Source organism: Pseudomonas sp. Eth.TT006, from assembly GCF_054456575.1.
Window position 1 is genome coordinate 1 of the sequence record NZ_JBTJEN010000012.1, and the last position, 24,289, is coordinate 24,289.

Sequence of the window (24,289 nt, forward strand, 5' to 3'; positions counted from 1 at the left end):
GTTTCACAGCCTGCTGACGAGGCTTTCATCGTCAATCGGGTTCACATCATTCGCTGTCTTCTGTGACGTTTCCGGTACCGCTAACAGCAACAGAACGAGAGCCACCCCGGCAATCCCCGCCAAAGTCAGAAACGCTGCGCTGTATCCAGCTTCTTGCACGACTATGCCTGCCACACTGCTGCTCAATGCTGCACCCAAACCGAACACCGTAGAAAGGGCGCCGAGGCTGATGTTGAAATGCCCGGTGCCTTGAGTCAGGTCCTTAACCACCACCGGGAACAGCGCACCGAAGACCCCCGCACCGATACCGTCAAGCAACTGCACGGCGACCAGCCAGTACGGATCATCAGATAGCGTATAGAGCACGCCGCGCAACGGCAAAATCAGGAAGCCTGCCAATAGCAACGGTTTGCGGCCCCAGACATCGGCCTTGGCCCCGACCAGCAACGCCACCGGCACCATCACCAGTTGCGCAGCCACAATACAGGCTGACGTCAGCGGCGTGGCCATCTGCAGATTGACCTGGGCCAGCTTCTGACTCACCAGCGGCAACATTGCTGCGTTAGCCAAGTGGAACAAGGCGCAGCAAATGGCAAACATCAACAGCGCCTTATTGCTCAGCAGTACCGAAAAGCCCGAAGGCGAAATACCCTGTGTCGCGTCATCAGGATTGAGACCGCGGGCGACATCATGATCAATGGCCTCGGCAGAAACGAAACCGACTGCGATCACGCTGGCCAGTGCCATGACCGCCATCAAATAAAACACCGCCACCGGGCCAAACAGATAAGCAAAACCACCGGCCAACAATGCAGCGCAAGCGTTGCCAGCATGGTTAAAGGTTTCATTGCGCCCAGTGCGTCGAGTGAAGGCGCGTGGGCCGGTGATCCCCAAGGTGATGGCCGAGATGGCCGGCGCAAAGACCGATGCCGCCGCAGCGCTCAAGGCTTGAGTGATCGCCACCAGGCTGAACGACGTGACAAAGGGCAACACCACGCAGCTGCCCGTAACCACCAGCGCGGCGATCGCGATGACTGCCCGTTTGCTGCGGGTATTGTCGACGAGCGCGCCGGCCGGTGTCTGGGTGACGAGGGCGGCAATGCCGGCGAGGGTCATAACCAGCCCGATGCTCGCGGGCTCCCAGTGATGCACCGCCAGCAGATAAATGGCGAGATAGGGGCCGAGCCCGTCGCGCACATCGGCCAGGAAGAAATTAAGGCTGTCGAGTGAGAGATTGTTGCGACGATCGGAGTGATTGCTCACGGTGGCATCTTCAGTGATCGAGGTTCGGCGAAATGACTCAACCTCCGCTAAGCCAATGACTTGTCGCCCGCAGCTTTAGTTTCACACCCGGCCGCGCTGGCCTGTGTTTTTGTGCTTGTCAGTAATGGCAGCCCCATCAAGGTCAAGCCGATACCGAGCACCGCACTGACACTCAACGGATCACCGAACTGCAACCACGCCCACACCAGCGTGACCGGCGGCGTAAGGAACAGCGCGCCGCTGATCCGCTGAATGCTGAAGCGCTGCAGGCACAGCCAGTAAAATCCATAGCCGCCGAACGTCGAAAAGATCACCAGCCACACAACACCTCCGGCAAATCCGATACTCGCTGGCGGGCGCAATTCACCCTCGAGACCGGCCAGCAGCGCAAACAACGGAATCACCGCGCAGACTTGAATGAATAACGCGGTGCACGCCGGCATCGCCACGCCGGGTCTGGCTTTCTCAAACAATGTCGCCGCCGCCAGCGACAGCACCGCCAGCAAAGGCAGGCTGTAGATCCACAATCCCGCACTGGCCCATTCAACGCTGGCCGCGCTGGCCAGTAACATGCCGACCACGCAAAGCATCAACCCGAGCCATTGCCAGCCACGGGTACGCTGGCCCGGCACTCGCCCGGCCAACAGCACAATCGTCAGCGGTAGGAAATTGGCAAACAGCGAAGCGGTGCCCGGTGAGACGCCGAGTTGAATCGAAGCGGCAATCGGCGCGATGTACCCGCCAATCGCGAACAACCCGAGCAGTGCCTGATGCAGCACATCCTTACCGCGCAATCCCCGCAAGCCCGCCCAAGCGAACGGCAGCAACAGCAACGCCGCCAGCACAAATCGCCATAACGAAGCCAGGTACACGCTGCCTTGATCAGCGATGTAGCGATAACCGATGAAACCGGAGCTCCAGCTGACCACCATCGCCATCAGCAAGACAAAGCTCAACAGTGAACCGCGAATAGAAATGACGTTCATCGAATGGCGCCTGACAAAGGGCTGAATTCGATGATATGAATCAAGCGCTGATGCATTCAAACGATACGTTTCGCACCACTGATGCAGGATTTCTCAAGCATGGCCGAAGCCCTTGATATCGAACTGTTACGCACCTTTCAGGCGATCGTGCGCTTCGGACAATTTCTTGCCGCGGCGAGCTTTCTGAACAAAAGTCCGTCAGCGGTCAGCTTGCATGTACGGCGTCTGGAGGCGCTCGCCGGCGGACGTTTGCTGGAGCGCGACAACCAGACTGTCAACCTCACGCCACTGGGCCGGCGTTTCGCCCTGCAAAGCGCCGAACTGCTGCGTCATCACGATCAGTTGCTGGCCAGTTTCAGCACGCCGTTGGCCAGCGGCCGAGTCAGACTGGGGATTTCCGAGGAGTACGCTGGTGCAGTGCTCGGCTGTACGCTGCCGCACCTGTCGGCGGACTTTCCGTACATCGAACTGGAAGTTGAAACCGGTGCCAGCGGCCGGTTGAGCGCGCGGCTGGAACGTGGGCAACTGGATCTGGCATTGCTGGTGGTTGTCGCCGATGCCGCTGCATCGGTGCGCTGCGTGAAAGTGCTTGGACTGACTCAACCGGTATGGGTCGCAGCGCACAACTACACCCAGGATCTCACCAGGCCGGTGCCGTTGGCCTTGCACGGAAAGGGCTGTCCCTATCGCAGTGTGGCGGTGGATGCGTTGAGTGAGCGCGGCAGGCGGTGGCGGGCGGTGATCGTCAGCGCCGGCGCCACTGCGCTGGAAACCGCCATCGAGGCTGGACTGGCGGTAGGCATTGTTGATCGTGCGCAAGTGCGCCCGGGGATGCGCGTGCTGGGTAGCGACGACGGTTTTCCCGAGCTGCCGTTGCATGAACTGCGGCTGACGCAGGCGCCGGGTGAATTGAGTGAGGCGGGGGAGGTGTTGGTGCGTTTGATCGGTGATGGTTTCGTGCTGTGAAACGCTGAGCGACGGCAGCCCCGAGCAGGGCTGCCGTCAATCATCCATCAGTTGATGCGCGGATGCTGCTGCACCAGCTCCTTGCGTTTGGCTTCCAGTTCGGCGATTTCGGCGTCGATGTCTTCGATCTTCTGTTCAATATGATCGTGGTGTTCCTTGAGCAGCTCTTTAGCTTCCTCAAGATCCGACGCGGCCGGTGCGGCACCGCGCAGCGGCTTGTTGGCGGTTTCCTTCATGGTCACGCCGGTGATCAGGCCGACCACGGCAATCACCATCAGGTAATAGGCCGGCATGTACAGGTCATTGGTGCTTTCCACCAGCCAGGCGACGACGGTCGGAGTCAGGCCGGCGATCAGCACCGAGACATTGAATGCCGCGGCCAGCGCGCTGTAGCGGATGTGCGTGGGAAACATCGCCGGCAGGGTCGAGGCCATCACACCGATGAAGAAATTGAGCAACACGGCGAGCATCAGCAGGCCGGAAAAGATCAAGCCGATCTTGCCGCTGTTGATCAGCATGAACGCCGGAATCGCCAGCAGAAACAAGCCGATGCTGCCAACCACGATGAAAGGTTTGCGACCGATCTTGTCACTGATAAAACCAATCGCCGGCTGCACGAACAACATGCCGACCATGATCGCGATGATGATCAGCACGCCGCGGTTTTCGCTGTAGTGCAGGTTGTGCGACAGGTAGCTCGGCATGTAGGTCAGCAGCATGTAATAGGTGACGTTGGTCACCGCTACCACGCCGATGCAGGTCATCAGGCTGCGCCAGTGCTTGGTCGCGACCTCCTTGAACGAGACCTTCGGCCCGCCGGCCAGACCTTCGCGGTCACCTTCTTCGAGTTTCTCGACGTGCTGCTGGAACGCCGGGGTTTCTTCCAGCGCGTGACGCAGATAGAGGCCGATCATGCCCAGTGGCAGGGCGAGGAAGAACGGCAGACGCCAGCCCCATTCGAGGAATTTCTCTTCACCGATGATGGTTGAAATCAGCACCACCACGCCGGCACCGAGGACAAAACCGGCAATCGAACCGAAGTCCAGCCAGCTGCCAAGAAACCCGCGTTTGCGGTCAGGCGCGTATTCGGCGACGAAGATCGACGCGCCGGTGTATTCGCCGCCGACCGAGAAACCCTGAGCCATTTTCGCCAGCAACAGCAGGATCGGCGCCCAGATGCCGATCGACTCGTAAGACGGTATCAAGCCGATGGCGAAGGTGCTCAGCGACATGATCACGATGGTCGCGGCCAATACTTTCTGGCGTCCATACTTGTCGCCCAGCGCACCGAAGAACAGCCCGCCCAGCGGTCGAATCAGGAACGGCACCGAGAAGGTCGCCAGCGCTGCAATCATCTGCACGCCGGGGTCGGCGCCGGGGAAGAAGATCTTGCCCAGTGCGTAGGCGACAAAGCCGTAGACGCCGAAGTCGAACCATTCCATGGCGTTGCCCAGTGCGGCGGCGGTGATCGCCTTGCGCATCTTGGCGTCGTCGACAATCGTGATGTCTTTCAATCCGATGGGATTGACCTTGTTTTTCCTTGATTTCATGCGGGTCACTCATAGCTGAACGGATTCGATGCCATTGTTTTGGTGGCATGGGTTCTTTCCGTCAGATACAAGAAGACACCAAATAATTCACTGCTCAGGGCATTTTTGTCGTCCGTACCCGCGCACACGCAGCGCGGCCCGCCTGGCGGCGATGATGTAAAAGCACAAGACGTCAGGCGGAAAACCCGGATAATGGCCGCCAATTCGTTTTTGCTCTCTGGTAAACCCGCATGGAAATCAAGGTCAACTTTCTCGACAACCTTCGACTTGAAGCCAAGTTCGACGACTTCACGGTGATCGCCGATCAGCCCATTCGCTACAAGGGCGATGGCTCGGCACCCGGTCCGTTCGACTACTTCCTGGCGTCGTCGGCCTTGTGCGCGGCTTACTTCGTCAAGCTGTACTGCGAAACGCGCAACATCCCGACCGACAATATTCGGCTGTCGCAGAACAACATCGTCGACCCGGAAAACCGCTACAACCAGATCTTCAAGATTCAGGTCGAGTTGCCGGCGGACATTTCCGAGAAGGATCGTCTGGGCATCCTGCGTTCGATCGATCGCTGCACGGTGAAGAAAGTCGTGCAGACCGGTCCCGAGTTCGTGATCGAGGAAGTCGAGAACCTCGACGCCGATGCGCAAGCGTTGCTGATGCCGCATTCGACATCGGAGGCGGGCACCTACATCGTCGGCAAAGACCTGCCGCTGGAACAGACCATCGCCAACATGTCGGGGATCCTTGCCGATCTCGGGATGAAGATCGAAATCGCTTCGTGGCGCAACATCGTACCTAACGTGTGGTCGCTGCACATCCGCGACGCGCACTCGCCAATGTGCTTCACCAACGGCAAGGGCGCGACCAAAGAGGGCGCGCTGGCCTCGGCGCTGGGCGAGTTCATCGAGCGTCTGAACTGCAACTTCTTCTACAACGACCAGTTCTGGGGCGAAGACATCGCCACCGCCGAGTTCGTGCATTACCCGAACGAGCGCTGGTTCAAGCCCGGCCCGAAAGACGAGTTGCCGGAAGAGATTCTCGACGAATACTGCCTGGGCATTTATAACCGCGACGGCGAACTCAAGGGCTCGCACCTGTACGACACCAACTCCGGCAATACCCAGCGCGGCATCTGCTCGCTGCCGTTTGTGCGTCAGTCGGATGGCGAGGTGGTGTACTTTCCGTCCAACCTGATCGAAAACCTGTTCCTGAGTAACGGCATGAGCGCCGGCAACACCCTGGCCGAAGCGCAGGTGCAGTGCCTGTCGGAGATCTTCGAGCGCGCGGTCAAACGCGAAATCCTTGAAGGCGAAATGGCCCTGCCAGACGTGCCGCAGCACGTGTTGGAAAAGTATCCGAGCATTCTCGCCGGGATCAAAGGTCTGGAAGAGCAGGGCTTCCCGGTGCTGGTCAAGGATGCGTCGCTGGGCGGGGAGTTCCCGGTGATGTGCGTGACCCTGATGAACCCGCGTACTGGCGGCGTATTCGCCTCGTTCGGCGCGCACCCAAGCCTGGAAGTGGCGCTGGAACGCAGCCTGACCGAATTGCTGCAGGGCCGCAGTTTCGAAGGCCTGAACGACCTGCCGCAGCCGACGTTCTCCGGCCAGGCCGTGACCGAGCCGAACAACTTCGTCGAGCACTTCATCGATTCCAGCGGTGTGGTGTCGTGGCGTTTCTTCAGCGCCAAGCCTGACTTCGAATTCGTCGAGTGGGACTTCTCCGCGCAGGGCGAGAACTCCAACGCCGAAGAAGCCGCCACCCTGTTCGGGATCCTCGAAGACCTGGGCAAAGAGGCGTACATGGCGGTCTACGACGACCTCGGCGCTAACGCCTGTCGGATCCTGGTGCCGGACTACTCGGAAATCTACCCGGTCGACGACCTGATCTGGGACAACACCAACAAGGCCCTGCAGTTCCGCGCCGACATCCTCAACCTGCACAGCCTGAGCAAGGTCGGTTTGCGCAACCTCGCGCAAGGTCTGGAAAAAAGCGAGCTGGACGATTACACCGACATCACCACGCTGATCGGCATCGAATTCGACGACAACACGCCGTGGGGCAAACTGACCATTCTGGAACTGCGCCTGCTGATCTACCTCGCCCTGCAGAAATACGAACAGGCCAAAGACCTGGTCGAAGCCTTCCTGCAGTACAACGACAACACCGTCGAGCGCGGTTTGTTTTATCAGGCGGTCAACGTCTGCCTGGAAATGGAACTGGACGACGACCTTGAACTGGCTGACTACGAAGCCAACTTCCGCCGCATGTTCGGCGACGAGCGCATGGACGCGGCGATCGGCTCGGTCAACGGCAGCGTGCGTTTCCATGGTCTGACGCCGACCAGCATGAAGCTCGAAGGGCTGGATCGTCATCTGCGTCTGATCGACAGTTACAAGAAGCTGCATGCGGCACGGGCTAATGCGGCGGCGTTGAATCGCTAATAGCAAACGTTCACTTGCGCTGAGTAAATCTGTAGTGAGGGGATTTATCCCCGATGGCGCGCGGAGCGGGCTCAGCTTCTTCAACCAATCAAGAGGCGGACTGCTGCGCAGTCCATCGGGGATAAATCCCCTCACCACAAGTGAGTATTGTGGGAACATGGAGAACAAGGATGGAAGAGAAGGTCATCAAGTCGAAGCTGGTCAACTTTCTGGTGGCTGACGTCGAAGTGGACTACGAAGGCGTCGGAGATTTCTACGATGTCGCCGGCAGTGGCAATGTCGGCGCGCTGGCCGATGTGCTGGAGGGTTTCCAGGAGGTTTACGGCGGGCTGTGGGTCGGCGGCAAAATGACTCTGACGAACGCCGCCGTGTACTTGAACGCCAACGCCATGAACCGCCTGGTTCAGGACGGCACACTGGACATCAGAGTGCCGCTGGGGATGATCCGCAAGGTCACTCTTGAAGGTGGCTTCATCACTAAAATCGTCTGTCTAGACACCGATGCCGGCAGTCTTCTGTTCCGCTGCTTTGGCGCAAAAGACATTGTTGCGTTGATCGAGAAGTCGATCCAGCCACGGGTTTCGACGGCGGTGCTCAAGCGCGGGGCCTAGTTAAGTCCTGATGTAATGCGCCAATCCCGCATCCATCCCATAACCTGTGGGAGCTGGCTTGCCAGCGATGGGGCCGCATCGATCAGCATGAATTTTGGCTCCGTCAGCGCTTGCACTGCGCCTGCACCACCTGGCAAGTATTCGGCGTCCCCCCGGAACGGCTCGCATAACGCATGCAGTTATTCATCGATTTCTTGCGCGCCATGCTCAAGGTATCGCCCCAGGCCAGGCCACCTTCGCCGGAGGTGGGCACGGCTTTGGCGTAGCAGTTCGAGCCGTTGGTGGCGTAACGTTTGCTCGAACAGCCGGCGGTCAGCGCCACGCCGGTGGCGAGCAGGGCGAGCAGCAGCCATGAGATGCATTGGCGTGGGTTGATTGTGTTCATCCAGGTTCCTCGTTGAGTCGGGCGCTGCAATCGCCTCGCTGACAGGCGTTGGGCATTATCCCGCAATCGACATAAGGAAGCGTCCCCCATGAGCACAGCCACGCTCCACCTGATGTGCGGCAAGATCGCCTCGGGCAAATCCACGCTGGCCACGTCACTGGCTGAGGAACACGGCGCGATTGTGCTGAGCGAAGATCAGTGGCTGTCGCGGCTGTATCCAGAGCAGATCAAATCCGTGGCGGATTACGTCAGATACGCGCGGCAGATTCGCGGAGTGCTCGGGCCTTTGGTGAACGATTTGCTGGCGGCGGGAGTGAGTGTGGTGCTGGATTTTCCGGCCAACACCGTGGCGGATCGGCAGTGGCTGCGGGGGCTGGCGGACAGTGCGCGAGTGCAGCATCGCCTGCATTATCTCGAAGTCGATGACACGACCTGCCGCGCCCGGCTACATGCGCGCAACGCTCTGGCCGAGCATGAGTTTGCGGCATCGGACGCCGAATTTGATTTGATCACGCGGTACTTCCAGGTACCGGAAGCGGGCGAGGGACTGGAAATCGTCACGCACCGCCATCCCCTGTAGGAGTGAGCCTGCTCGCGATGAGTCCCTATCAGCCCCCATCACTCGACCTGATGGCCCGCATGTCCCATCAGGCCGGCAGCCACAACCATTTCCACCGCCTGATCCACCGCGAGGCTCGCAGTGTCGAGACGCAGCACCGGTTGCCTCCAGACTTCATATTCATGATTCAAAACAGAAGACCAACCCGGAGGCGTCAGCCCCGCGATATCTGATTGCCGATGCTCCACCCGCCGACGATGCTCCTGTTGATCCGGGCAAACCACTTCAACGTTGAGCAACCGCACACCCGAACGAGCCGCAACGTCGGCCCAAGCTTGCCGGCTCTCAGCCACCGGATTCACGCAATCAACCACGACACTGTGGCCGGGACGCAGGTTGTTCATGGCCAGCTCGTTGGCGATCTGGTAACCGCTGCTGCCAACGTCATCCGCCAGAACCCCGGCGTTGCGCAGGGCCTGTTCGATGGAATCGATACGCAGGCAAGTCGCATCCAGGCGGGAGGCGAGCAATTTGGCGATGGTGGTCTTGCCGGTTCCTGGCAGGCCGCTGAACACAATTAGCATTGGCACTCCTTGCTCGCGTAAGTGATGGAAAGGAATTATGGACGGGATGGCCTTCAATCGAAAATTCCATTCCAACAGGAGGACCCTGTAGGAGCTGCCGCAGGCTGCGATCTTTTGCTTTTTCAAGATCAAAAGATCGCAGCCTTCGGCAGCTCCTACACGGGATTATCACCCACTCATACGGCCCGAAAACGCAGCCCACCTCCTTAAACGCGTTTAAATTACACAACCCGTTACGCCATAACGGCTACACCGCCTTGCGCCGTTACCTACGCATACTCCAGAATCCGCCGGCATACGTGCTATCGGGGCGGGCTATATCGTTTCCTCGTCACTGCAAAACAGTGATCGGGTTTGGTAGCCCGCTTCTTGATAGCCGTATGACGTCACTTTTGCTGTCTCTGTTTGGAGGCTCAGCTTTTATGGTGACCATGCGTGGGGCTCATTCGTGAGCGCCGGGTTAGCTATCTTGACCGGTCTACCAACCCGCGCGTGGCCGCCACCCTTCGTTTGGTAGCGAGAGTGACGGCTCTTTATTCATTCAAGGTAGAGAGTCATCTATGTTCAAAGTAACGCCAAACCCACCGGACGCCGATCCGATCCCGTACGACCCAGCGCTTGAACCTCAAAGGATAAAAGAGGCGACAGACCGCGCGATCAACTTCTATCTCAACCCCGGTTCACTGAAGCTGACAATCCCCTCCCGCAAGAACAACAAAATCTTCCTCGTCGACCCCTCCGTAGACGAAGAAACCCTGCTCCTCGAAGCCTGCGAATCGCTAGCCGCTGCCAGTGACATGGCGCGTGATATCGGCGATGTCGTCGACCACTCTCAGCGTCGGGCCATGCTGATGCTGCATCAGGTGATCATGCTGAGTGAGCTGATGGTCAATCGAGTCCTCGACGGGCGCCGCTTGCCGAACTAATTGCGGTTACATCCACGGTGCATTGCGAACGCCCTGTAGGAGCTGCCGCAGGCTGCGATCTTTTGATTTTGTTTTTTATGACCAAGAGCAGATCAAAAGATCGCAGCCTGCGGCAGCTCCTACAGGTGGCGATTCGTTTTGTGGTTCTTTGAGTGCCTAGCGGGGCGCTTGCTGGAGATTCAGTTGATGTCCGAAACCACAGATATTCCGCCGGTGACAGATCCGGCGTCGCCCTATGAATCATTTGATTCAAAAAAGCTTCACGCCGCGGCAGAGCGGGCGCTCGATCATTATCTTGTGCCTGAGAAGATCATGGCCACGCCTTACAGCCCCAGCGCTTTGTTCATGGTCAACCCGCAATCCGATACCGAAACCTTGCTGGTCAATGCTTGCGAGTCGTTGGCTTCGGCGACGGTGATGCTGGGTGATTTTGCCGGGATGCTGGAAGGGCCGAATCGCCATACGTTGTTGGGGATTGCCCAAGTGGTGATGTTGGGGGAGTTGGCGGTCAACAAGGCGCTGGACAACGTCGAAGTAAAGGCCCCGTCCTAGAGGGGGGGCAAGTCACTTGGTGGCGGAATGAAATGGGGACGGCGTGTGCAGTCCGCCATCGAAATCAGCGTGTCGATCAAATAGGATGCTCAAGGCTTAATGGATCTTCTCAACTAAGGATATGTGGTTTATGGAATCTGCTTTTGCGCAAGTCACCGAGCGTCTGCACAACCGCCGCTTCTGCGTGGCGAACAACGCTAAGGGGTTGTCAGATGCACGCACGGTTTTTGACTACTTCGTCGAAGGCGCGGCGGTTTGGGGGACTTATGCGGGCGGGCATATACGCATGGGCAATCAGGTCGGCCGGGTGACCGGGGCTGACAGTATCGAGCTGCTTTATCAGTGCATCACCACGGATGGAGAAATTCGCGCAGGCTGGTCGCGCGGGGTGGTGGGGATGGATGAGGCGGGGCGAACGACGCTAAGGTTTGTGTGGGGTTGGTTGTCAGGAGCCGAGGGCGGCGGGGAGTCGAGTTATGTTGAGGTGGTCGATTAGCGATGGGACATCCTGTGACGCTCGCCTGCTGCTCGGCGCTAATCTTTCAATGCAAGGATGACTATGTCTGTAGATCTTGATGAGTTACTGGTACGTGTCACCGATGAGCAATCGTTCATCGAGTTCGTCGCGGCGCTGAGTGCTGATTTCTCCCAAGAGCGGGCGCGCGCAAAGACCACGCCGTCGTCTCATGAAGCGAGTGCGTCGGGTTGGGAAAATGGGGCGGTCGATACGTTTCTTGATGCGGCGGCTGCCTGGGCTATGGCGACTTCGAGGATTACTCACGCGGATGCTGCCGTTTCGAATGTCTGGCAACGGTGTGCGGAGATTCTGTTGGCTGGGAAGTTTTATGAATGAACGGTGTACTTCAGTGAGTTCACGCTCAAGCGTTCGGTTCAACTCCTTCCGGTGAGATTGTTTGGTCCTAATTCAAAGGACGACAAAGTCAAGTCTGCGGGGGGAATGCTCGTTGTTTTTACACAGCCAGTGCCGAGAAGTAATGTCAGGTAAATGACGCTGCGATGTAGATTCATTGGCCAAAAAATTGGACATGCTTTTTGGATGCACCACTGTAGCTTTACTGGAGCTTTGGCAAAGGGAAAGGCTCGCCTCTTCGCAGCCCATCGGGACGGTGAGATGTTTCGCTAATCCCCTTACCACAGGGATTTGGATTGGTGGGGAAGAAAGTGGATTTCGGACAGTAAAACTCTCAAGGGTTTGGCGCATCCTGGATGGTTAGGACGGCGTACTGCCTTGGGCGGAGTCAGCGCAGATCAAGAAGTCGACGCGGCGAAAAGATAAAGCCGCTTCGCAAAGCGTACAAGCCAGCCAATTCCGCAAGATTTGTAGGCAAATGCGCTGAGATTTGTAGTTTTGATTTAGAGCGTGGCTGTTGTTGGTTTTGAACCGAAATCCGTGCTGGCGGCGCTAGCATCCCAGGCCCCCATCACCTGCGTAATCGCCGCATCAATGCTTTCCAGTGGCATATCGTCCCGAGCGAGGATGGAAATCCCCTGCAGAAAGCTGTCGAACACGGTCGCCATGACAACGGCATTTGTGTCGTCCGCTAGCAACCCCTCACTCACGCCACGCTCAACACACGCCAAAATCCCCGCCCGGGTACGCGCGCGCGATTGCGTAAGCGCCTCCACCACACCGGCATTCTCCGGACTCGGCGCACTCATTACGCCGAGGGTCACCATGCATCCCTTGGGGTGGCCGTCGTCACACTGCATCCGTGCGGACTGGCGCAAAGCGGTTTCGATGGCCTGGCGCGGTGGCAGGGTTTTGTCCCACAGGCATTCGGTGACCTGGGCGTAGGTTGCCAGGTAACGCTGCACGCATTCGTCGAACAGGGCTTCCTTGGAGCCGAACGCGGCGTAGAAGCTCGGCGCGGAGATGCCGCCGCCCAGTTCGGCCTTCAGCAGGGCGAGGGAGGTTGAGTCGTAGCCGTGTTGCCAGAACAGTTGCATGGCCTGATCGACGGCGTCGTCGCGGTCGAAAGCGCGGGGGCGGCCCATTCTTGCCATGTCGGAACTCCTCGAAAAGATAACTTGGATACTAATCGATACATAAGTCGTTGACAACGCGCGACGCTTGCGGCCAGTATTTTATATCGATCGGTATCTAAGTCTGAATTTCTCTGCTCAAGGAGCTTCCCGTGACACCTTCAATCACTTTATCGGCCGCGCCCAAACGCTTGCCTGTCGGCGCGTTGCTGGCGCTGGCGATGACCGGATTCATCTGCATCGTCACCGAAACCTTGCCCGCCGGGCTGCTGCCGCTGATCAGCGCGGGTCTGGAGATTTCGCCGTCGATGGCCGGGCAGATGGTCACTGCTTATGCGCTGGGTTCGGTGCTGGCGGTGATTCCCATGACCATCGCGACGCGCGGCTGGCGCCGACGCAATGTGTTGCTGCTGACGGTGGTGGGTTTTCTGCTGTTCAACTCGATCACGGCGCTGTCGTCGCACTATGGGGTGACGCTGGTGGCGCGGTTTTTTGCAGGGGTGTCGGCGGGGTTGGCCTGGAGTCTGCTGGCCGGTTACGCGCGGCGAATGGTCGAGCCCGAGCAACAGGGCAAGGCACTGGCGCTGGCCATGGTCGGTACGCCGATTGCCCTGTCGCTGGGGGTGCCGCTCGGGACCTGGCTGGGCAACCTCGTGGGCTGGCGCACGACGTTCGGCATCATGTCGGGCATGACGTTGATCTTGATCGTCTGGGTGCTGGTGAAAGTGCCGGACTATCCGCCGCAACCTGCGCACCAGCGCATGTCGCTGCGCAGCGTATTGACGACGCCGGGTGTGCGGCCGGTGCTGGCGGTAGTGATTAGTTGGATGCTGGCGCACAACATTCTCTACACCTACATCGCGCCGTTCGTGGCACCGGCAGGGCTGCAGGATCGGGTGGATCTGGTGTTGCTGGTATTCGGAATCGCTGCGCTGGCGGGGATCTGGCTAACCGCGAAACTGGTGGAGCCGCTGCTGCGTAAAACGGTATTGATGAGTCTTGCGACGTTTGCCGCAGTCTGCGTGGTGCTGGGTTTGCTCGGGCGTGTGCCGGAGGTGATCTACCTTGGCGTAGCGGTGTGGGGACTGACGTTCGGCGGCGCGGCGACCTTATTGCAAACGGCCTTGGCGGATGCGGCGGGTGACGGCGCCGATGTCGCGTTGTCGCTGAACGTGGTGGCGTGGAACAGCGCGATTGCCGGCAGCGGCGTGGTGGGTGGCGTGTTGCTGGATCGATGGGGTGTTGCGGCGTTTCCCTGGGCGATGGTGCTGCTGGTCGGCGCGAGTTTCACGATTGCGTGGTGGGCGCGGGGGCATGGCTTCCGGCCGGGGGCGCGTGGGGGGCGTTAGGCTCCAGTAATGCGTTGGCTGGGCTGGCGTTTTCGCGAGCAAGCCCGCTCCCACAGGTTTTGTGTCGGACACAGATGTTGTGAACACCGAAAAACCACTGTGGGAGCGGGCTTGCTCGCGAATGGGGCACCCACGGTGTGTGGATTTATTCATCACTCTTTTGGACACAGTGTTTGTCCAGCCCGCCGATTTTTACCCCGCGCCTCACCCCCTAACATCGTCTGCAACCCGTGACCCAGCACGGTTCCCCACAAGACGGTGAACATCATGAAACTTGCAAAAATCGCTCTTCTTCTGGCCCTTGGCGGTATCGGCGCGCAAGCTTTTGCGGCGGACGAAACCGCTCAGGTCGAGGCCTATAACGCTTCAGCTAAACCGGACATCGCCCATGTGGTTTCGATTACCGATGCGGCCAACCAGTGCGGTCCGGTGCCGGTGCAGATGACTTATGAAGATTCGACCGGTGCGCGGCATGTCGTGCAATACCAGGTGATGGGCAGCGGTTGTTCCAACGGTTGATGCCTGCGCAGAGGCTGGAGGGTCGACACTCCAGGTCTGCGGCATCAAGCGCTGGCACGCTCCCCGGCGCCGGCCATGGCTTCATCGGACGCCAGCAATTGCGGGATGGCGGTTTTCAGAAACTCCACCCAAGTCTTGATCTTCGCGTCCACAAATTTGCGTGACGGATAGATCGCAAACAGGTTGTATTCCTCCAGGCGGTATTTCGGCAGAACCCGCACCAACGTTCCTCCCACCAATCCTTCGACAGCGGAGGCCAGCGGCTGAATGCCGATGCCCATGCCATTTCTGATCGCCGTGGCCATGCCGTCGGCGGTGTTGATATGGAAGGGCGAGTCGGGGATGTTCTGCGTTTGCATGCCTTGTGGCCCGTCGAACACCCAGTTTTCCGCGGGCATCACCGTGTTGACGATACGCAGGCAGTCATGCGCGGCGAGGTCGGCGGGTGTGGCGGGGTGGCCGCGTCTGGCCAGGTACGATGGCGCGGCGCAGAGGATGCTGTAAGTGCTGCCCAGACGCTGCGCGACGAAGCCGGAATCGGGCAGGTCGCGGGCGAGGACGATCGACATGTCGTAGCCTTCTTCGAGCAGGTCGGGCAGGCGATTGCTCAGGGTCAGGTCGAACATCACCGTCGGGTGAATCTCGCGGTAGCGGGCGATGGCGTTGATCACGTAGTGGTTGCCGATAGCGGCCATGGCGTGGATCTTCAGGCGCCCGACCGGCAGGGTCTGGGCGGTGCCGGCTTCTTCATCGGCTTCGCGCAGGTCATCGAGGATTTTTTCGGCGCGCTGCAAATAACGCATGCCTGCTTCGGTCAGGGCGAGGCGGCGGGTGGTGCGGTTAATCAGGCGCGTGTGCAGCCGGGCTTCGAGGCTGGAGACGGCTTTGGACACGTTGGTCGTGGTGGTGTCGAGCACCTCGGCCGCCGCGGTGAAGCTGCCGCTCTGGGCGACGGCGACGAAACAGCGCAGGGTCTGAATAACGTCCATCGTGGCGTGGTCTCTGTGGATCGGGCAGCCATTCTAGGGTTTGCCGTGGGGGGAGATGCAAATGTTTGCGAACGAGGGCGGGCGCATGGCGGGTGAAGGGCTTGAAGACATTCTGGCGCCGGGGCTTTCCGTGGTGTTCTGCGGAATCAATCCGGGATTGCTCGCGGCGGCGCAAGGGCATCATTTTGCAGGGCGTGGCAATCGCTTCTGGCGCACCTTGCACCTGGCCGGGTTCACCCCGCATGAGCTGCGGGCAGAGGATGATCGCAGCCTCATGCAATTCGGCTGCGGATTGACAGCGGTGGTCGAGCGACCGACGGCGCGGGCGGATCAGTTGGCAGCGCATGAATTTGCCGCAGCGGCTATGGGCTTTGACCAGAAGATCAGCCGCTATGCGCCGCGTTATGTGGCGTTTCTTGGCAAGGCTGGGTATGCCGCGTTGTCGGGGCAGAAAGTCGTGGCATGGGGGGCGCAGGAAGAGACCTTTAGCGGCGCGCAGGTGTGGGTGTTGCCGAATCCGAGCGGGCGCAATCGCGCGTTCTCTCTTGAACAACTGGTAGCGGCGTATCGAGCATTGCATGCGGCATTGATCGCTCACGGGTAAAGGCATGCGACCGGTTTTTTCTGGGTGACGAGCCCTTTTCAAGAGGGCAGCAGGGGCGATGCGCAGTCCTTGAAAGCCCCGATTCACCAGTCAATTGCATTCGATTTGCCGCAGTGAATCCCGGCGCCCGCCATGCTCCAGAAATAACTGGCTGTTTTAAAACAAATTTTTTTGCACTCGGGGCTTCCCAGTTCGGGAAAAGGTTGGTAAATTGCGGCCCATTCTCGCAGAGCTTGTTACAGAGTTTGAGATACAGGGGCGTCGCCAAGCGGTAAGGCAGCAGGTTTTGATCCTGCCATGCGTTGGTTCGAATCCAGCCGCCCCTGCCATATTCAGAAAAAACGCCAGTCCGAAAGGGCTGGCGTTTTTTTATGCGCGCGATTTGGCGCTGGCCGCGATGCTGGCCTGAGCCGCAGCGGAGGACTGTTGTAAACTGCCCCGCGACAAGCCCGGCAGGTTGCTCGCCGGCGACCCTCACGCTCTGCAGACAAGAGACTTACATGGCCAATCAAGACCTCAGCTTCACCCCTGATCCGGACGCGGATTCGATTTCCTCCGACGTGGTCGGTTTCAACGGCATTCTGGTGTCGACCCAGATCCCGACCCACGCCGACGGCAGCCTGGAGCTGGGCGACATCACCCTGCAAAGCGAATGCACCCTGCAGGCGTTGAAAGTGGCGCTGGAGCGGGCGGGCAGTTCGATGGATCGTGTGATGCACCTGACCATCTACCTCACCGACATGGCCGATCGCGCGGCGTTCAACGAGGTCTACAAGCGCTTCTTCGCCAAGCCATGGCCAGTGCGCGCCGCCGTGGGCGTGGCCTCGCTGGCGGTTGAAGGCATGCGCGTGGAAGTCACCGCGATGGCGGCCAAGGCCTGAAGCAACACCGCCTACCCTGTAGGAGCTGCGGCACGCTGCGATCTTTTGACTTTGCTTCGGAAGATCAAAAGATCGCAGCCTGCGGCAGCTCCTACAAAAGCAGATCGAGCTGCCACTTGGCAGCACAGGCGTGCCGCCCGGGCGTTTCGCAGCTACAATGCGCGCCTTAACCGTGACCGCCTGATTAAAAAAACTATGTCCTTGCCCAAGCATCACCTGGAACTGCTCAGCCCCGCCCGTGACGTGGCGATTGCCCGTGAAGCCATCCTGCACGGCGCCGACGCCGTGTACATCGGTGGCCCGAGCTTCGGCGCGCGCCATAACGCCTGCAACGAGGTGAGCGAAATCGCCGAGCTGGTGGAGTTTGCCCGGCGTTATCACGCGCGCATTTTCACCACCATCAACACCATCCTGCACGACAACGAACTGGAGCCGGCGCGCAAGCTGATCCACCAGTTGTACGACGCTGGTGTCGATGCGCTGATCGTCCAGGACCTGGGCGTGATGGAACTGGACATTCCGCCGATCGAGCTGCATGCCAGTACCCAGACCGACATCCGCACCCTGGAGCGGGCGAAGTTCCTCGATCAGGCCGGTTTCTCGCAACTGGTGCTGGCCCGTGAGCTGAACCTGCAGGAAATCCGCGCCATCGCCGACGAAACCGATGCCGCCATCGAATTTTTCATCCACGGGGCGTTGTGCGTGGCGTTCTCCGGGCAGTGCAATATCTCCCATGCGCAGACCGGGCGCAGCGCCAACCGAGGCGACTGCTCGCAGGCCTGCCGTTTGCCGTACACCCTGAAAGACGAAAAGGGCGGGGTGATCGCCTACGAAAAACACCTGCTGTCGATGAAGGACAACAACCAGAGCGCCAACATCCGCGCGCTGGTCGAGGCCGGTGTGCGCTCGTTCAAGATCGAAGGTCGCTACAAGGACATGGGCTATGTGAAGAACATCACCGCCTATTACCGCCAGCGCCTCGACGATGTGCTCGAAGACCGCCCGGACCTGGCCCGCGCCTCCAGCGGCCGCACCGCGCATTTCTTCCTGCCGGACCCGGAAAAGACCTTCCACCGCGGCAGCACCGACTATTTCGTCACCGATCGCAAGATCGACATCGGCGCATTCGACTCGCCAACCTTCACCGGCCTGCCGGTGGGCACCGTGGAGAAAGTCGGCAAGCGTGACATGCAGGTAGTGACCCACGAGCCGCTGTCCAATGGCGATGGTCTCAACGTGCTGGTCAAGCGTGAAGTGGTGGGTTTCCGCGCCAACATCGCCGAGCCGAAAGGCGAGTTCGAAGAAGACGGCGAGAAGCGCTATCGCTACCGCGTCGAGCCGAACGAGATGCCGGAAGGCCTGTACAAACTGCGCCCGAACCATCCGCTGAACCGCAACCTCGACCACAACTGGCAACAGGCGCTGCAAAAGACTTCCGCCGAGCGCCGCGTGGCCCTGAGCTGGGTCGCGCGTCTGCGTGAAGAACAACTGGAAGTCACTGCCACCAGTGAAGAGGGCATCAGTGCCAGCGTCACTCTGAACGGTCCGTTCGGTGTCGCCAACAAGCCGGAGCAGGCGCTGGAGCAATTGCACGATCTGCTCGGTCAGCTCGGCACCACCCAGTACCACGCCACCGACATCAAGCTTGATGCGCCGCAGGCGTTCTTCATCCCGAACTCGCAGCTCAAGGCCTTGCGCCGGGAAGTGATCGAAGCGCTGACCGCCGCCCGTGTCGCAGCGCACCCGCGTGGCAGCCGCAAGGCCGAAACCACGCCGCCGCCGGTGTACCCGGAGTCGCACCTGACGTTCCTCGCCAACGTTTACAACCAGAAGGCCCGCGACTTCTATCACCGTCACGGCGTGAAGCTGATCGATGCGGCGTACGAGGCCCACGAAGAAGCCGGTGAAGTGCCGGTGATGATCACCAAGCACTGCCTGCGCTTCTCGTTCAACCTGTGCCCGAAACAGGCCAAGGGCGTGACCGGCGTACGCACCAAGGTCGCGCCGATGCAGCTGATTCATGGCGACGAAGTGCTGACCCTGAAGTTCGACTGCAAACCGTGCGAGATGCACATCATCGGCAAGATGAAAGGTCACATCCTCAACATGCCGCAGCCGGGCAGCGTGGTCGGCCACATCAGCCCCGAAGACCTGCTGAAAACCATCCCCCGCGCGCCACACTGAGTCACGGGCGGGCGTGGCGCTACGCCGTCACGCTTGCTCGGGTTCGCGCTCCGCCAGATCTTCGAGCAGGTCGGCTGACGGCACAAAGAACAGCCCTCCGGTGACCGCCGTGCTGAAATCCAGCAGGCGGTCATAGTTGCCGACGGGTTTGCCGACAAACATGTTCTCCAGCATTTGCTCGATCGGTTCCGGCGAGCGCGCGTAGCCGATGAAGTAGGTGCCGAATTCGCCAGCCCCCGGGCGGCCGAACGGCATGTTGTCGCGCAGGATCTTCTGCTCCTGGCCGTCCTTGGTGATGGTGGTCAGGGCGCTGTGGGAGTTGCTCGGCTTCACTTCTTCCGCGAGTTCGATGTCGGCCAGTTTGGTCCGGCCGATCACCTTTTCCTGGGCTTCGACGCTCAGCGCATTCCACGCCTCCATTTTGTGCAGGTACTTCTGCACCAGCACATAGCTGCCGGATTCGAACGCCGGGTCTTCATTGCCGACCAGGGTGAAGTGGTCCGCTTTGCGCCCCACCGGGTTCTCGGTGCCATCGACAAAACCGATGATGCTGCGCATGTCGAAATAGCGGAAACCCTGCACCTCATCCACCACGGTGATCGCGCCATTGAGCGCGCTGCACAACTGCGTCGCCAGTTCGAAACACAGATCCATCTGGTCGGCACGGATGTGCAGCAGAATGTCGCCCGGGGTCGCCACGGCGCGGCGGCCCTCGACCCCGAACTCACGGAACGGATGCAGTGATGCCGGGCGCGGGCTGCCGAACAGCGCGTCCCAGGCGCTGGCGCTGAAACCACAGATGCACGACAGGTTGCCGTTGGGCACGCGCTTGCCGACCGAGCGGGTGAGGGCGGCGATGTCGCCGCACCAGCCGCGCACCTGGCTGGCGGCATCGCTGCCGGGCATCAGCGTGGCGACGATGAAGATCGCGCTGCTGGTGATGGGGTTGCAGATCGCTTGCGGTTCGGGGGTATCCATTGCTGAAGTCATCGTCGGTTCCATAGGCGCGGGGCTGAGGTCGAGCGCCATTATGAAAGCAAAAACGCTTTGTCGATATCTCAGAAACGGTCCAGTCGATAGGCCTGCAGTGACGGCAAGTCAGAACAGGTTCCCGGCGCGTCCAGCTGCGCAATCATTTCCGCCGTCACCGCCGCCTGGGTCAGCCCCAAATGCTGGTGACCGAAAGCGAGCAGCACCTTGCCGTCGCAGACCTTGTCGATGATCGGCAGCGAGTCCGGCAGCGATGGGCGAAAGCCCATCCACGGGGTTGCGTCTTCGGCGTTCAGCTCATGGCGGAATAAACCCTTGCTCAAGCGATGCAACTGCCAGGCGCGCTCCATGAACGGTGGGCGCTGCAGACCGGCGAACTCGACCGTCCCGGCCAGGCGCAAGCCGCCGGCCATCGGCGTCATGATGAACTTGCGCTCCAGCGAGGTGACGGCGAACGGCAAGCGCTCATGCTCGTGCGGCAGCATCAGGTGATAACCGCGTTCGGTGTCCAGCGGCACCTGTTTACCGGTCAGCGCGGCGGTGAGTTTTGCCGAATGTGCACCGCAGGCGATCAACACCTTACGCGCAGTGATGCGGCCCTGATCGGTGATCAGCGCCACGCCGTGTTCCTGCAACTGAACGTCCTGAACCTCCTGCTGGAGAAACTGCACACCGGCCGCTTTCGCCGCGTTCACCAGTTCACACACCAGCCGATACGGGTCGAGAAAATGCCCGGTGCGCGGGAAAAACAGGCCACCCTGAATCTGCGCGCTGAGTTGCGGCGCGCTGCGGTGCACGGTGCTGGCCGACCAGAAATCCACCGGCACCTGTTGCTGCCGCATGCGTGCCTGCAAGGCGTCGATGGCTGGCCGCGATTCGCCGCGTTCGAACACCAGCAGCGAGCCGTCTGCCTTGAGCAGATCAGTCTGGCCGATGCTCTGCAGCAAGCGATTCCACGCGGCGAAGCTGCTTTCGTTGAGCGCGCGCAGGCCGGCGATGGTGCGCTGGAACGGCGCCGGGCGCAGGTTCAGCAGCAAGCGGGTGAACCACGGCACCGCGCGCGGCATGTATCGCCAGTCGAGGCGCAGCGGCCCCATCGGGTCCATCAGCATCGCCGGCAGGCGCTTGAGGATCGACGCGTCGGCAATCGGAAACACCTGCTCGGTGGCCAGGTGCCCGGCATTGCCGAACGAGGCGCCGTGGCCCGGCGGTTGACGGTCGATGACCAGCACCCGACGGCCCTGACGCGCCAGTTGCAGGGCGCAGGCGACGCCGATGATGCCGGCGCCGACCACCGCGATGTCGGCGTTGTCCGCTGTGAGGATGTCGGACATGGTTCAGGCTTCCCTTTGACCATCGAGCAAGCGCCGCAAGTGCAGCGGATTGGCTTGTTGCAATGCCGACGGCAACAGACTGTCGGGAAAGTCCTGATAGCACACCGGGCGCAGGAAACGCTGGATCGCCGCCGTGCCCACCGAGGTGCTGCGCGAGTCCGAGGTGGCCGGGAACGGCCCGCCGTGGACCATCGCGTCGCACACTTCCACTCCGGTCGGCCAGCCATTGACCAGCAAGCGTCCGGCCTTGCGCTCCAGGGTCGGCAACAAGCTTCGGGCGAGATCCAGATCGGCGTCATCCAGGTGCAGGGTGGCGGTCAACTGGCCTTCGAGATGTTCGCAAACCTGACGGATTTCATCTTCAGTTTCGCACTGCACGATCAATGAGGCCGCGCCGAAAATTTCCCCTTGCAGGCGTGGGTCGGCGAGGAAGTCCCCCGCCTGAGTGGTGAACAACTGCGTCTGACATTGGTTCGGCCCTTCAGCGGCGAGGCCACTGGCCACGCACTGCGCTTGCGGATGCTCGGCCAGCGCGGCGACGCCGCTGACATAGGCACGGTAGATCCCCGGCGTGAGCATGGTTTGTGCCGGGCTGCGCTGGACATGCTCGGCCGCCGCCGCGATGAAACGCTGCAGTGCCGGTCCTTGCCGGGCAATGACCAAGCCGGGATTGGTGCAGAACTGCCCGGCGCCCTGGGTCAGCGAGGCGACAAAACCCTGCGCCAGCGCTTCACCCCGTGCGGCAAGCGCTGCGGGGAACAGCAGCACCGGATTGATCGAACTCATTTCCGCGTACAGCGGAATCGGCTCGGGCCGCGCCTGCACGGCTTGGCTCAGGGCGAGACCGCCACTGCGCGAACCGGTGAAGCCCACGGCCTTGACGCGCCAGTCGCTGACCAATGCAATACCCACTTCGTTGCCGGAACCAAACAGCAGCGAGAACACGCCCGCAGGCAAACCCGACTTATTCACTGCGCGACTCAGCGCCTGGCCGACCAGTTCGCTGGTGCCGGGATGCGCGCTGTGCGCCTTGACGATCACCGGGCAACCGGCAGCCAGTGCCGACGCGGTATCACCGCCGGCCACAGAGAATGCCAAGGGAAAGTTGCTGGCGCCGAACACCGCCACCGGCCCCAGTGCAATCTGCCGCTGACGAAGGTCCGCACGCGCCGCAGGTTGCCGTTCAGGCTGCGCGGGGTCGACGCGCACGTCGAGCCATTCACCGGCGCGCACGGTGCGGGCGAAGGTGCGCAGTTGCCCGCAGGTACGCCCGCGCTCACCTTGAATCCGCGCGCGCGGCAGGCCGCTTTCGGCTACGGCGCGGTCAATCAATTCATCGCCGAGGGCTTCGATCTCGGCGGCAATGCGTTCGAGGAATTCGGCGCGAGCGCTCAGCGACGTATCGCGATAACGGTCAAACGCTTGCCACGCCAGATCGCAGGCCTGTTCGACCTGCTCAGCGCTGGCGCCGGCATAGGCCGGTTCCAGTGCGGCATCGGTGGCGGGGTTGATCGCGCGGATCGTTTCATGGCTGCCGGCGATGGCTTGGCCGCCGATCAACATGTGGCCTGTCAGAGTCATGGCGCTTCCTGATAATTCGAGTGAAGCCCCGGCGGCGGGTGCCGGGGCAGGGCCAGCGGTCAGGCGACGTTGTGTTCGGCGGACCAGTTTTTGTACCACTGGCGGAACAGCGCGTACTGCGCCTCGGCGTAGCGGCGCTGGGCGTCGCTCAGAACATCGGTTTCGTTGAAATGCAGCGCGTACTCGCGGTCGCCGTTGAGCACCATCAAGTGCTTGTAATACAGCACCAGATCGCAGCCTTCATCGAACGACGACAGCACCGCCAGCGCCGCTTCCAGCTCGCGCGCCAGACGCCGGGCCTTGGCGTCGCCCTTGGCCGCCTGCTTGCTCAGCGCCACCAATTGCAGGACTTCGCGGGGCAGGGCGTTGCCGATGCCGGTGATCGCGCCGGTGGCGTTGCAGTTGACGAAACCGTGCACCACTTGCGTATCGACGCCAACCATCAGCGTCACCGCATCGTCTTGCGAGGTGATGTTCTCGGCGGCGTAACGCAAGTCGGCGGCGCCACCGAACTCCTTGAAACCGATCAGGTTCGGGTAGTCGCGGCGCAGCTCGAAGAACAGCTCGGCGCGGGTGGCGAAGCCGTAATAAGGACTGTTGTAAATCACCGCCGGCAGGTTCGGCGCGGCTTGCAGAATGGCGGCGAAGTGGGCTTTCTGCGCGGTCGCCGAGGCACCACGGGACAGCACGCGCGGAATCACCATCAGGCCATGCGCGCCGACTTTCGCCGCATGCGCCGCATGGGCCACTGCTTCACGGCTGTTGACCGCGCCGGTGCCGACGATGGTCGGAACCCCGGCGGCGACAAGCCGCGCCACGCCTTCCTGACGCTCGGCCTCGGTCAGCAGCGGCCAGTCGCCCATCGAACCGCAGTAAACCACCGCACTCATGCCGATATCGATCAGCTCGCGGCCCTTGGCCACCAGCGCGTCGAAGTCCGGCTTGCGCGCGGCGGTGCACGGGGTCATCAGGGCCGGAATGCAGCCGGTGAAGATGTTATCGCTCATGGTTGTAGCTCCTCGCATCATTGATTCAGA

24 protein-coding genes and 1 tRNA gene are annotated in these 24,289 nt (G+C 60.8%); 14 read left to right on the forward strand and 11 right to left on the reverse strand.

Going from position 1 to position 24,289, the window contains the following annotated elements; translation table 11 throughout:
* Positions 1-3: 3 nt before the first annotated feature.
* Positions 4-1,263 (reverse strand): MFS transporter, encoded by a 1,260-nt coding sequence (locus ACXR0M_RS19020; protein ID WP_458833317.1) that lies wholly within the window; start codon positions 1,261-1,263, stop codon positions 4-6.
* A 47-nt stretch (positions 1,264-1,310) separates the two neighbouring features.
* Positions 1,311-2,249, reverse strand: a complete 939-nt coding sequence (locus tag ACXR0M_RS19025) for a DMT family transporter (protein WP_458833318.1) — start codon at positions 2,247-2,249, stop codon at positions 1,311-1,313.
* Between the two features lie 99 nt (positions 2,250-2,348).
* Between ACXR0M_RS19025 and ACXR0M_RS19030 the strand changes: the two genes are divergently transcribed.
* Positions 2,349-3,215: a LysR substrate-binding domain-containing protein gene (locus ACXR0M_RS19030; RefSeq protein ID WP_458833319.1), complete on the forward strand. Its 867-nt coding sequence runs from the start codon at positions 2,349-2,351 to the stop codon at positions 3,213-3,215.
* A gap of 47 nt (positions 3,216-3,262) precedes the next feature.
* On the opposite strand, the gene proP is transcribed toward ACXR0M_RS19030, so the two are convergent.
* Complete coding sequence (gene proP / locus ACXR0M_RS19035; protein ID WP_458833320.1) at positions 3,263-4,765, reverse strand: glycine betaine/L-proline transporter ProP; 1,503 nt, start codon at positions 4,763-4,765, stop codon at positions 3,263-3,265.
* 230 nt (positions 4,766-4,995) lie between these two features.
* Between proP and ACXR0M_RS19040 the strand changes: the two genes are divergently transcribed.
* Both ACXR0M_RS19040 and ACXR0M_RS19045 read left to right on the forward strand, forming a co-directional pair.
* Positions 4,996-7,200, forward strand: a complete 2,205-nt coding sequence (locus ACXR0M_RS19040; RefSeq protein WP_458833321.1) for an OsmC domain/YcaO domain-containing protein — start codon at positions 4,996-4,998, stop codon at positions 7,198-7,200.
* 170 nt (positions 7,201-7,370) lie between these two features.
* Positions 7,371-7,811 (forward strand): hypothetical protein, encoded by a 441-nt coding sequence (locus ACXR0M_RS19045; RefSeq protein ID WP_458833322.1) that lies wholly within the window; start codon positions 7,371-7,373, stop codon positions 7,809-7,811.
* Between the two features lie 103 nt (positions 7,812-7,914).
* Here the strand turns inward: ACXR0M_RS19045 and ACXR0M_RS19050 are convergent, their stop codons facing one another.
* Complete coding sequence (locus ACXR0M_RS19050; RefSeq protein WP_458833323.1) at positions 7,915-8,196, reverse strand: hypothetical protein; 282 nt, start codon at positions 8,194-8,196, stop codon at positions 7,915-7,917.
* A gap of 88 nt (positions 8,197-8,284) precedes the next feature.
* Here ACXR0M_RS19050 and ACXR0M_RS19055 point away from each other — a divergent pair, with 88 nt between their 5' ends.
* Complete coding sequence (locus ACXR0M_RS19055) at positions 8,285-8,776, forward strand: AAA family ATPase (protein ID WP_458833324.1); 492 nt, start codon at positions 8,285-8,287, stop codon at positions 8,774-8,776.
* 38 nt (positions 8,777-8,814) lie between these two features.
* Here ACXR0M_RS19055 and ACXR0M_RS19060 read toward each other — a convergent pair whose 3' ends face one another.
* On the reverse strand, positions 8,815-9,339 hold the full coding sequence (locus ACXR0M_RS19060) for an AAA family ATPase (protein ID WP_458833325.1): 525 nt from the start codon (positions 9,337-9,339) through the stop codon (positions 8,815-8,817).
* Between the two features lie 560 nt (positions 9,340-9,899).
* Here ACXR0M_RS19060 and ACXR0M_RS19065 point away from each other — a divergent pair.
* From ACXR0M_RS19065 to ACXR0M_RS19080, 4 genes are all read left to right on the forward strand, one after another.
* The gene (locus tag ACXR0M_RS19065) at positions 9,900-10,265 is read left to right on the forward strand and encodes a DUF6124 family protein (RefSeq protein ID WP_458833326.1); all 366 of its coding nucleotides are present in this window, start codon (positions 9,900-9,902) and stop codon (positions 10,263-10,265) included.
* 186 nt (positions 10,266-10,451) lie between these two features.
* Positions 10,452-10,817 carry a DUF6124 family protein gene (locus ACXR0M_RS19070; RefSeq protein ID WP_458833327.1) on the forward strand — a complete coding sequence of 122 codons (366 nt, stop codon included), beginning with the start codon at positions 10,452-10,454 and terminating at the stop codon, positions 10,815-10,817.
* A gap of 130 nt (positions 10,818-10,947) precedes the next feature.
* Positions 10,948-11,313 carry a hypothetical protein gene (locus ACXR0M_RS19075; protein WP_458833328.1) on the forward strand — a complete coding sequence of 122 codons (366 nt, stop codon included), beginning with the start codon at positions 10,948-10,950 and terminating at the stop codon, positions 11,311-11,313.
* Positions 11,314-11,376: 63 nt separating this feature from the next.
* Complete coding sequence (locus ACXR0M_RS19080; RefSeq protein WP_458833329.1) at positions 11,377-11,670, forward strand: DUF7660 family protein; 294 nt, start codon at positions 11,377-11,379, stop codon at positions 11,668-11,670.
* Between the two features lie 521 nt (positions 11,671-12,191).
* Here ACXR0M_RS19080 and ACXR0M_RS19085 read toward each other — a convergent pair.
* Positions 12,192-12,842 carry a TetR/AcrR family transcriptional regulator gene (locus tag ACXR0M_RS19085; protein WP_458833330.1) on the reverse strand — a complete coding sequence of 217 codons (651 nt, stop codon included), beginning with the start codon at positions 12,840-12,842 and terminating at the stop codon, positions 12,192-12,194.
* Positions 12,843-12,973: 131 nt separating this feature from the next.
* Here ACXR0M_RS19085 and ACXR0M_RS19090 point away from each other — a divergent pair, with 131 nt between their 5' ends.
* On the forward strand, positions 12,974-14,170 hold the full coding sequence (locus ACXR0M_RS19090) for an MFS transporter (protein ID WP_458833331.1): 1,197 nt from the start codon (positions 12,974-12,976) through the stop codon (positions 14,168-14,170).
* A 267-nt stretch (positions 14,171-14,437) separates the two neighbouring features.
* Positions 14,438-14,689: a DUF2790 domain-containing protein gene (locus ACXR0M_RS19095; protein ID WP_458833332.1), complete on the forward strand. Its 252-nt coding sequence runs from the start codon at positions 14,438-14,440 to the stop codon at positions 14,687-14,689.
* Positions 14,690-14,733: 44 nt separating this feature from the next.
* Here ACXR0M_RS19095 and ACXR0M_RS19100 read toward each other — a convergent pair whose 3' ends face one another.
* Positions 14,734-15,678: a LysR family transcriptional regulator gene (locus ACXR0M_RS19100; protein ID WP_458833333.1), complete on the reverse strand. Its 945-nt coding sequence runs from the start codon at positions 15,676-15,678 to the stop codon at positions 14,734-14,736.
* Positions 15,679-15,763: 85 nt separating this feature from the next.
* On the opposite strand from ACXR0M_RS19100, the gene mug reads away from it, so the two are divergent.
* From mug to ACXR0M_RS19120, 4 genes are all read left to right on the forward strand, one after another.
* On the forward strand, positions 15,764-16,282 hold the full coding sequence (gene mug / locus ACXR0M_RS19105) for a G/U mismatch-specific DNA glycosylase (protein WP_458833486.1): 519 nt from the start codon (positions 15,764-15,766) through the stop codon (positions 16,280-16,282).
* A gap of 254 nt (positions 16,283-16,536) precedes the next feature.
* Positions 16,537-16,611 (forward strand) — tRNA-Gln (locus ACXR0M_RS19110).
* A gap of 171 nt (positions 16,612-16,782) precedes the next feature.
* On the forward strand, positions 16,783-17,163 hold the full coding sequence (locus ACXR0M_RS19115; RefSeq protein ID WP_458833334.1) for a RidA family protein: 381 nt from the start codon (positions 16,783-16,785) through the stop codon (positions 17,161-17,163).
* Between the two features lie 195 nt (positions 17,164-17,358).
* Positions 17,359-19,347, forward strand: coding sequence for a peptidase U32 family protein (locus tag ACXR0M_RS19120; protein WP_458833335.1), 1,989 nt, complete (start codon positions 17,359-17,361; stop codon positions 19,345-19,347).
* 27 nt (positions 19,348-19,374) lie between these two features.
* Here ACXR0M_RS19120 and ACXR0M_RS19125 read toward each other — a convergent pair whose 3' ends face one another.
* From ACXR0M_RS19125 to ACXR0M_RS19140, 4 genes are all read right to left on the reverse strand, one after another.
* Complete coding sequence (locus tag ACXR0M_RS19125) at positions 19,375-20,337, reverse strand: Dyp-type peroxidase (protein ID WP_458833336.1); 963 nt, start codon at positions 20,335-20,337, stop codon at positions 19,375-19,377.
* Between the two features lie 68 nt (positions 20,338-20,405).
* Positions 20,406-21,671 carry an NAD(P)/FAD-dependent oxidoreductase gene (locus tag ACXR0M_RS19130; protein WP_458833337.1) on the reverse strand — a complete coding sequence of 422 codons (1,266 nt, stop codon included), beginning with the start codon at positions 21,669-21,671 and terminating at the stop codon, positions 20,406-20,408.
* Between the two features lie 3 nt (positions 21,672-21,674).
* Positions 21,675-23,252, reverse strand: a complete 1,578-nt coding sequence (locus ACXR0M_RS19135; protein WP_458833338.1) for an aldehyde dehydrogenase (NADP(+)) — start codon at positions 23,250-23,252, stop codon at positions 21,675-21,677.
* Positions 23,253-23,311: 59 nt separating this feature from the next.
* On the reverse strand, positions 23,312-24,259 hold the full coding sequence (locus tag ACXR0M_RS19140) for a dihydrodipicolinate synthase family protein (protein ID WP_458833339.1): 948 nt from the start codon (positions 24,257-24,259) through the stop codon (positions 23,312-23,314).
* Positions 24,260-24,289 lie beyond the last annotated feature (30 nt).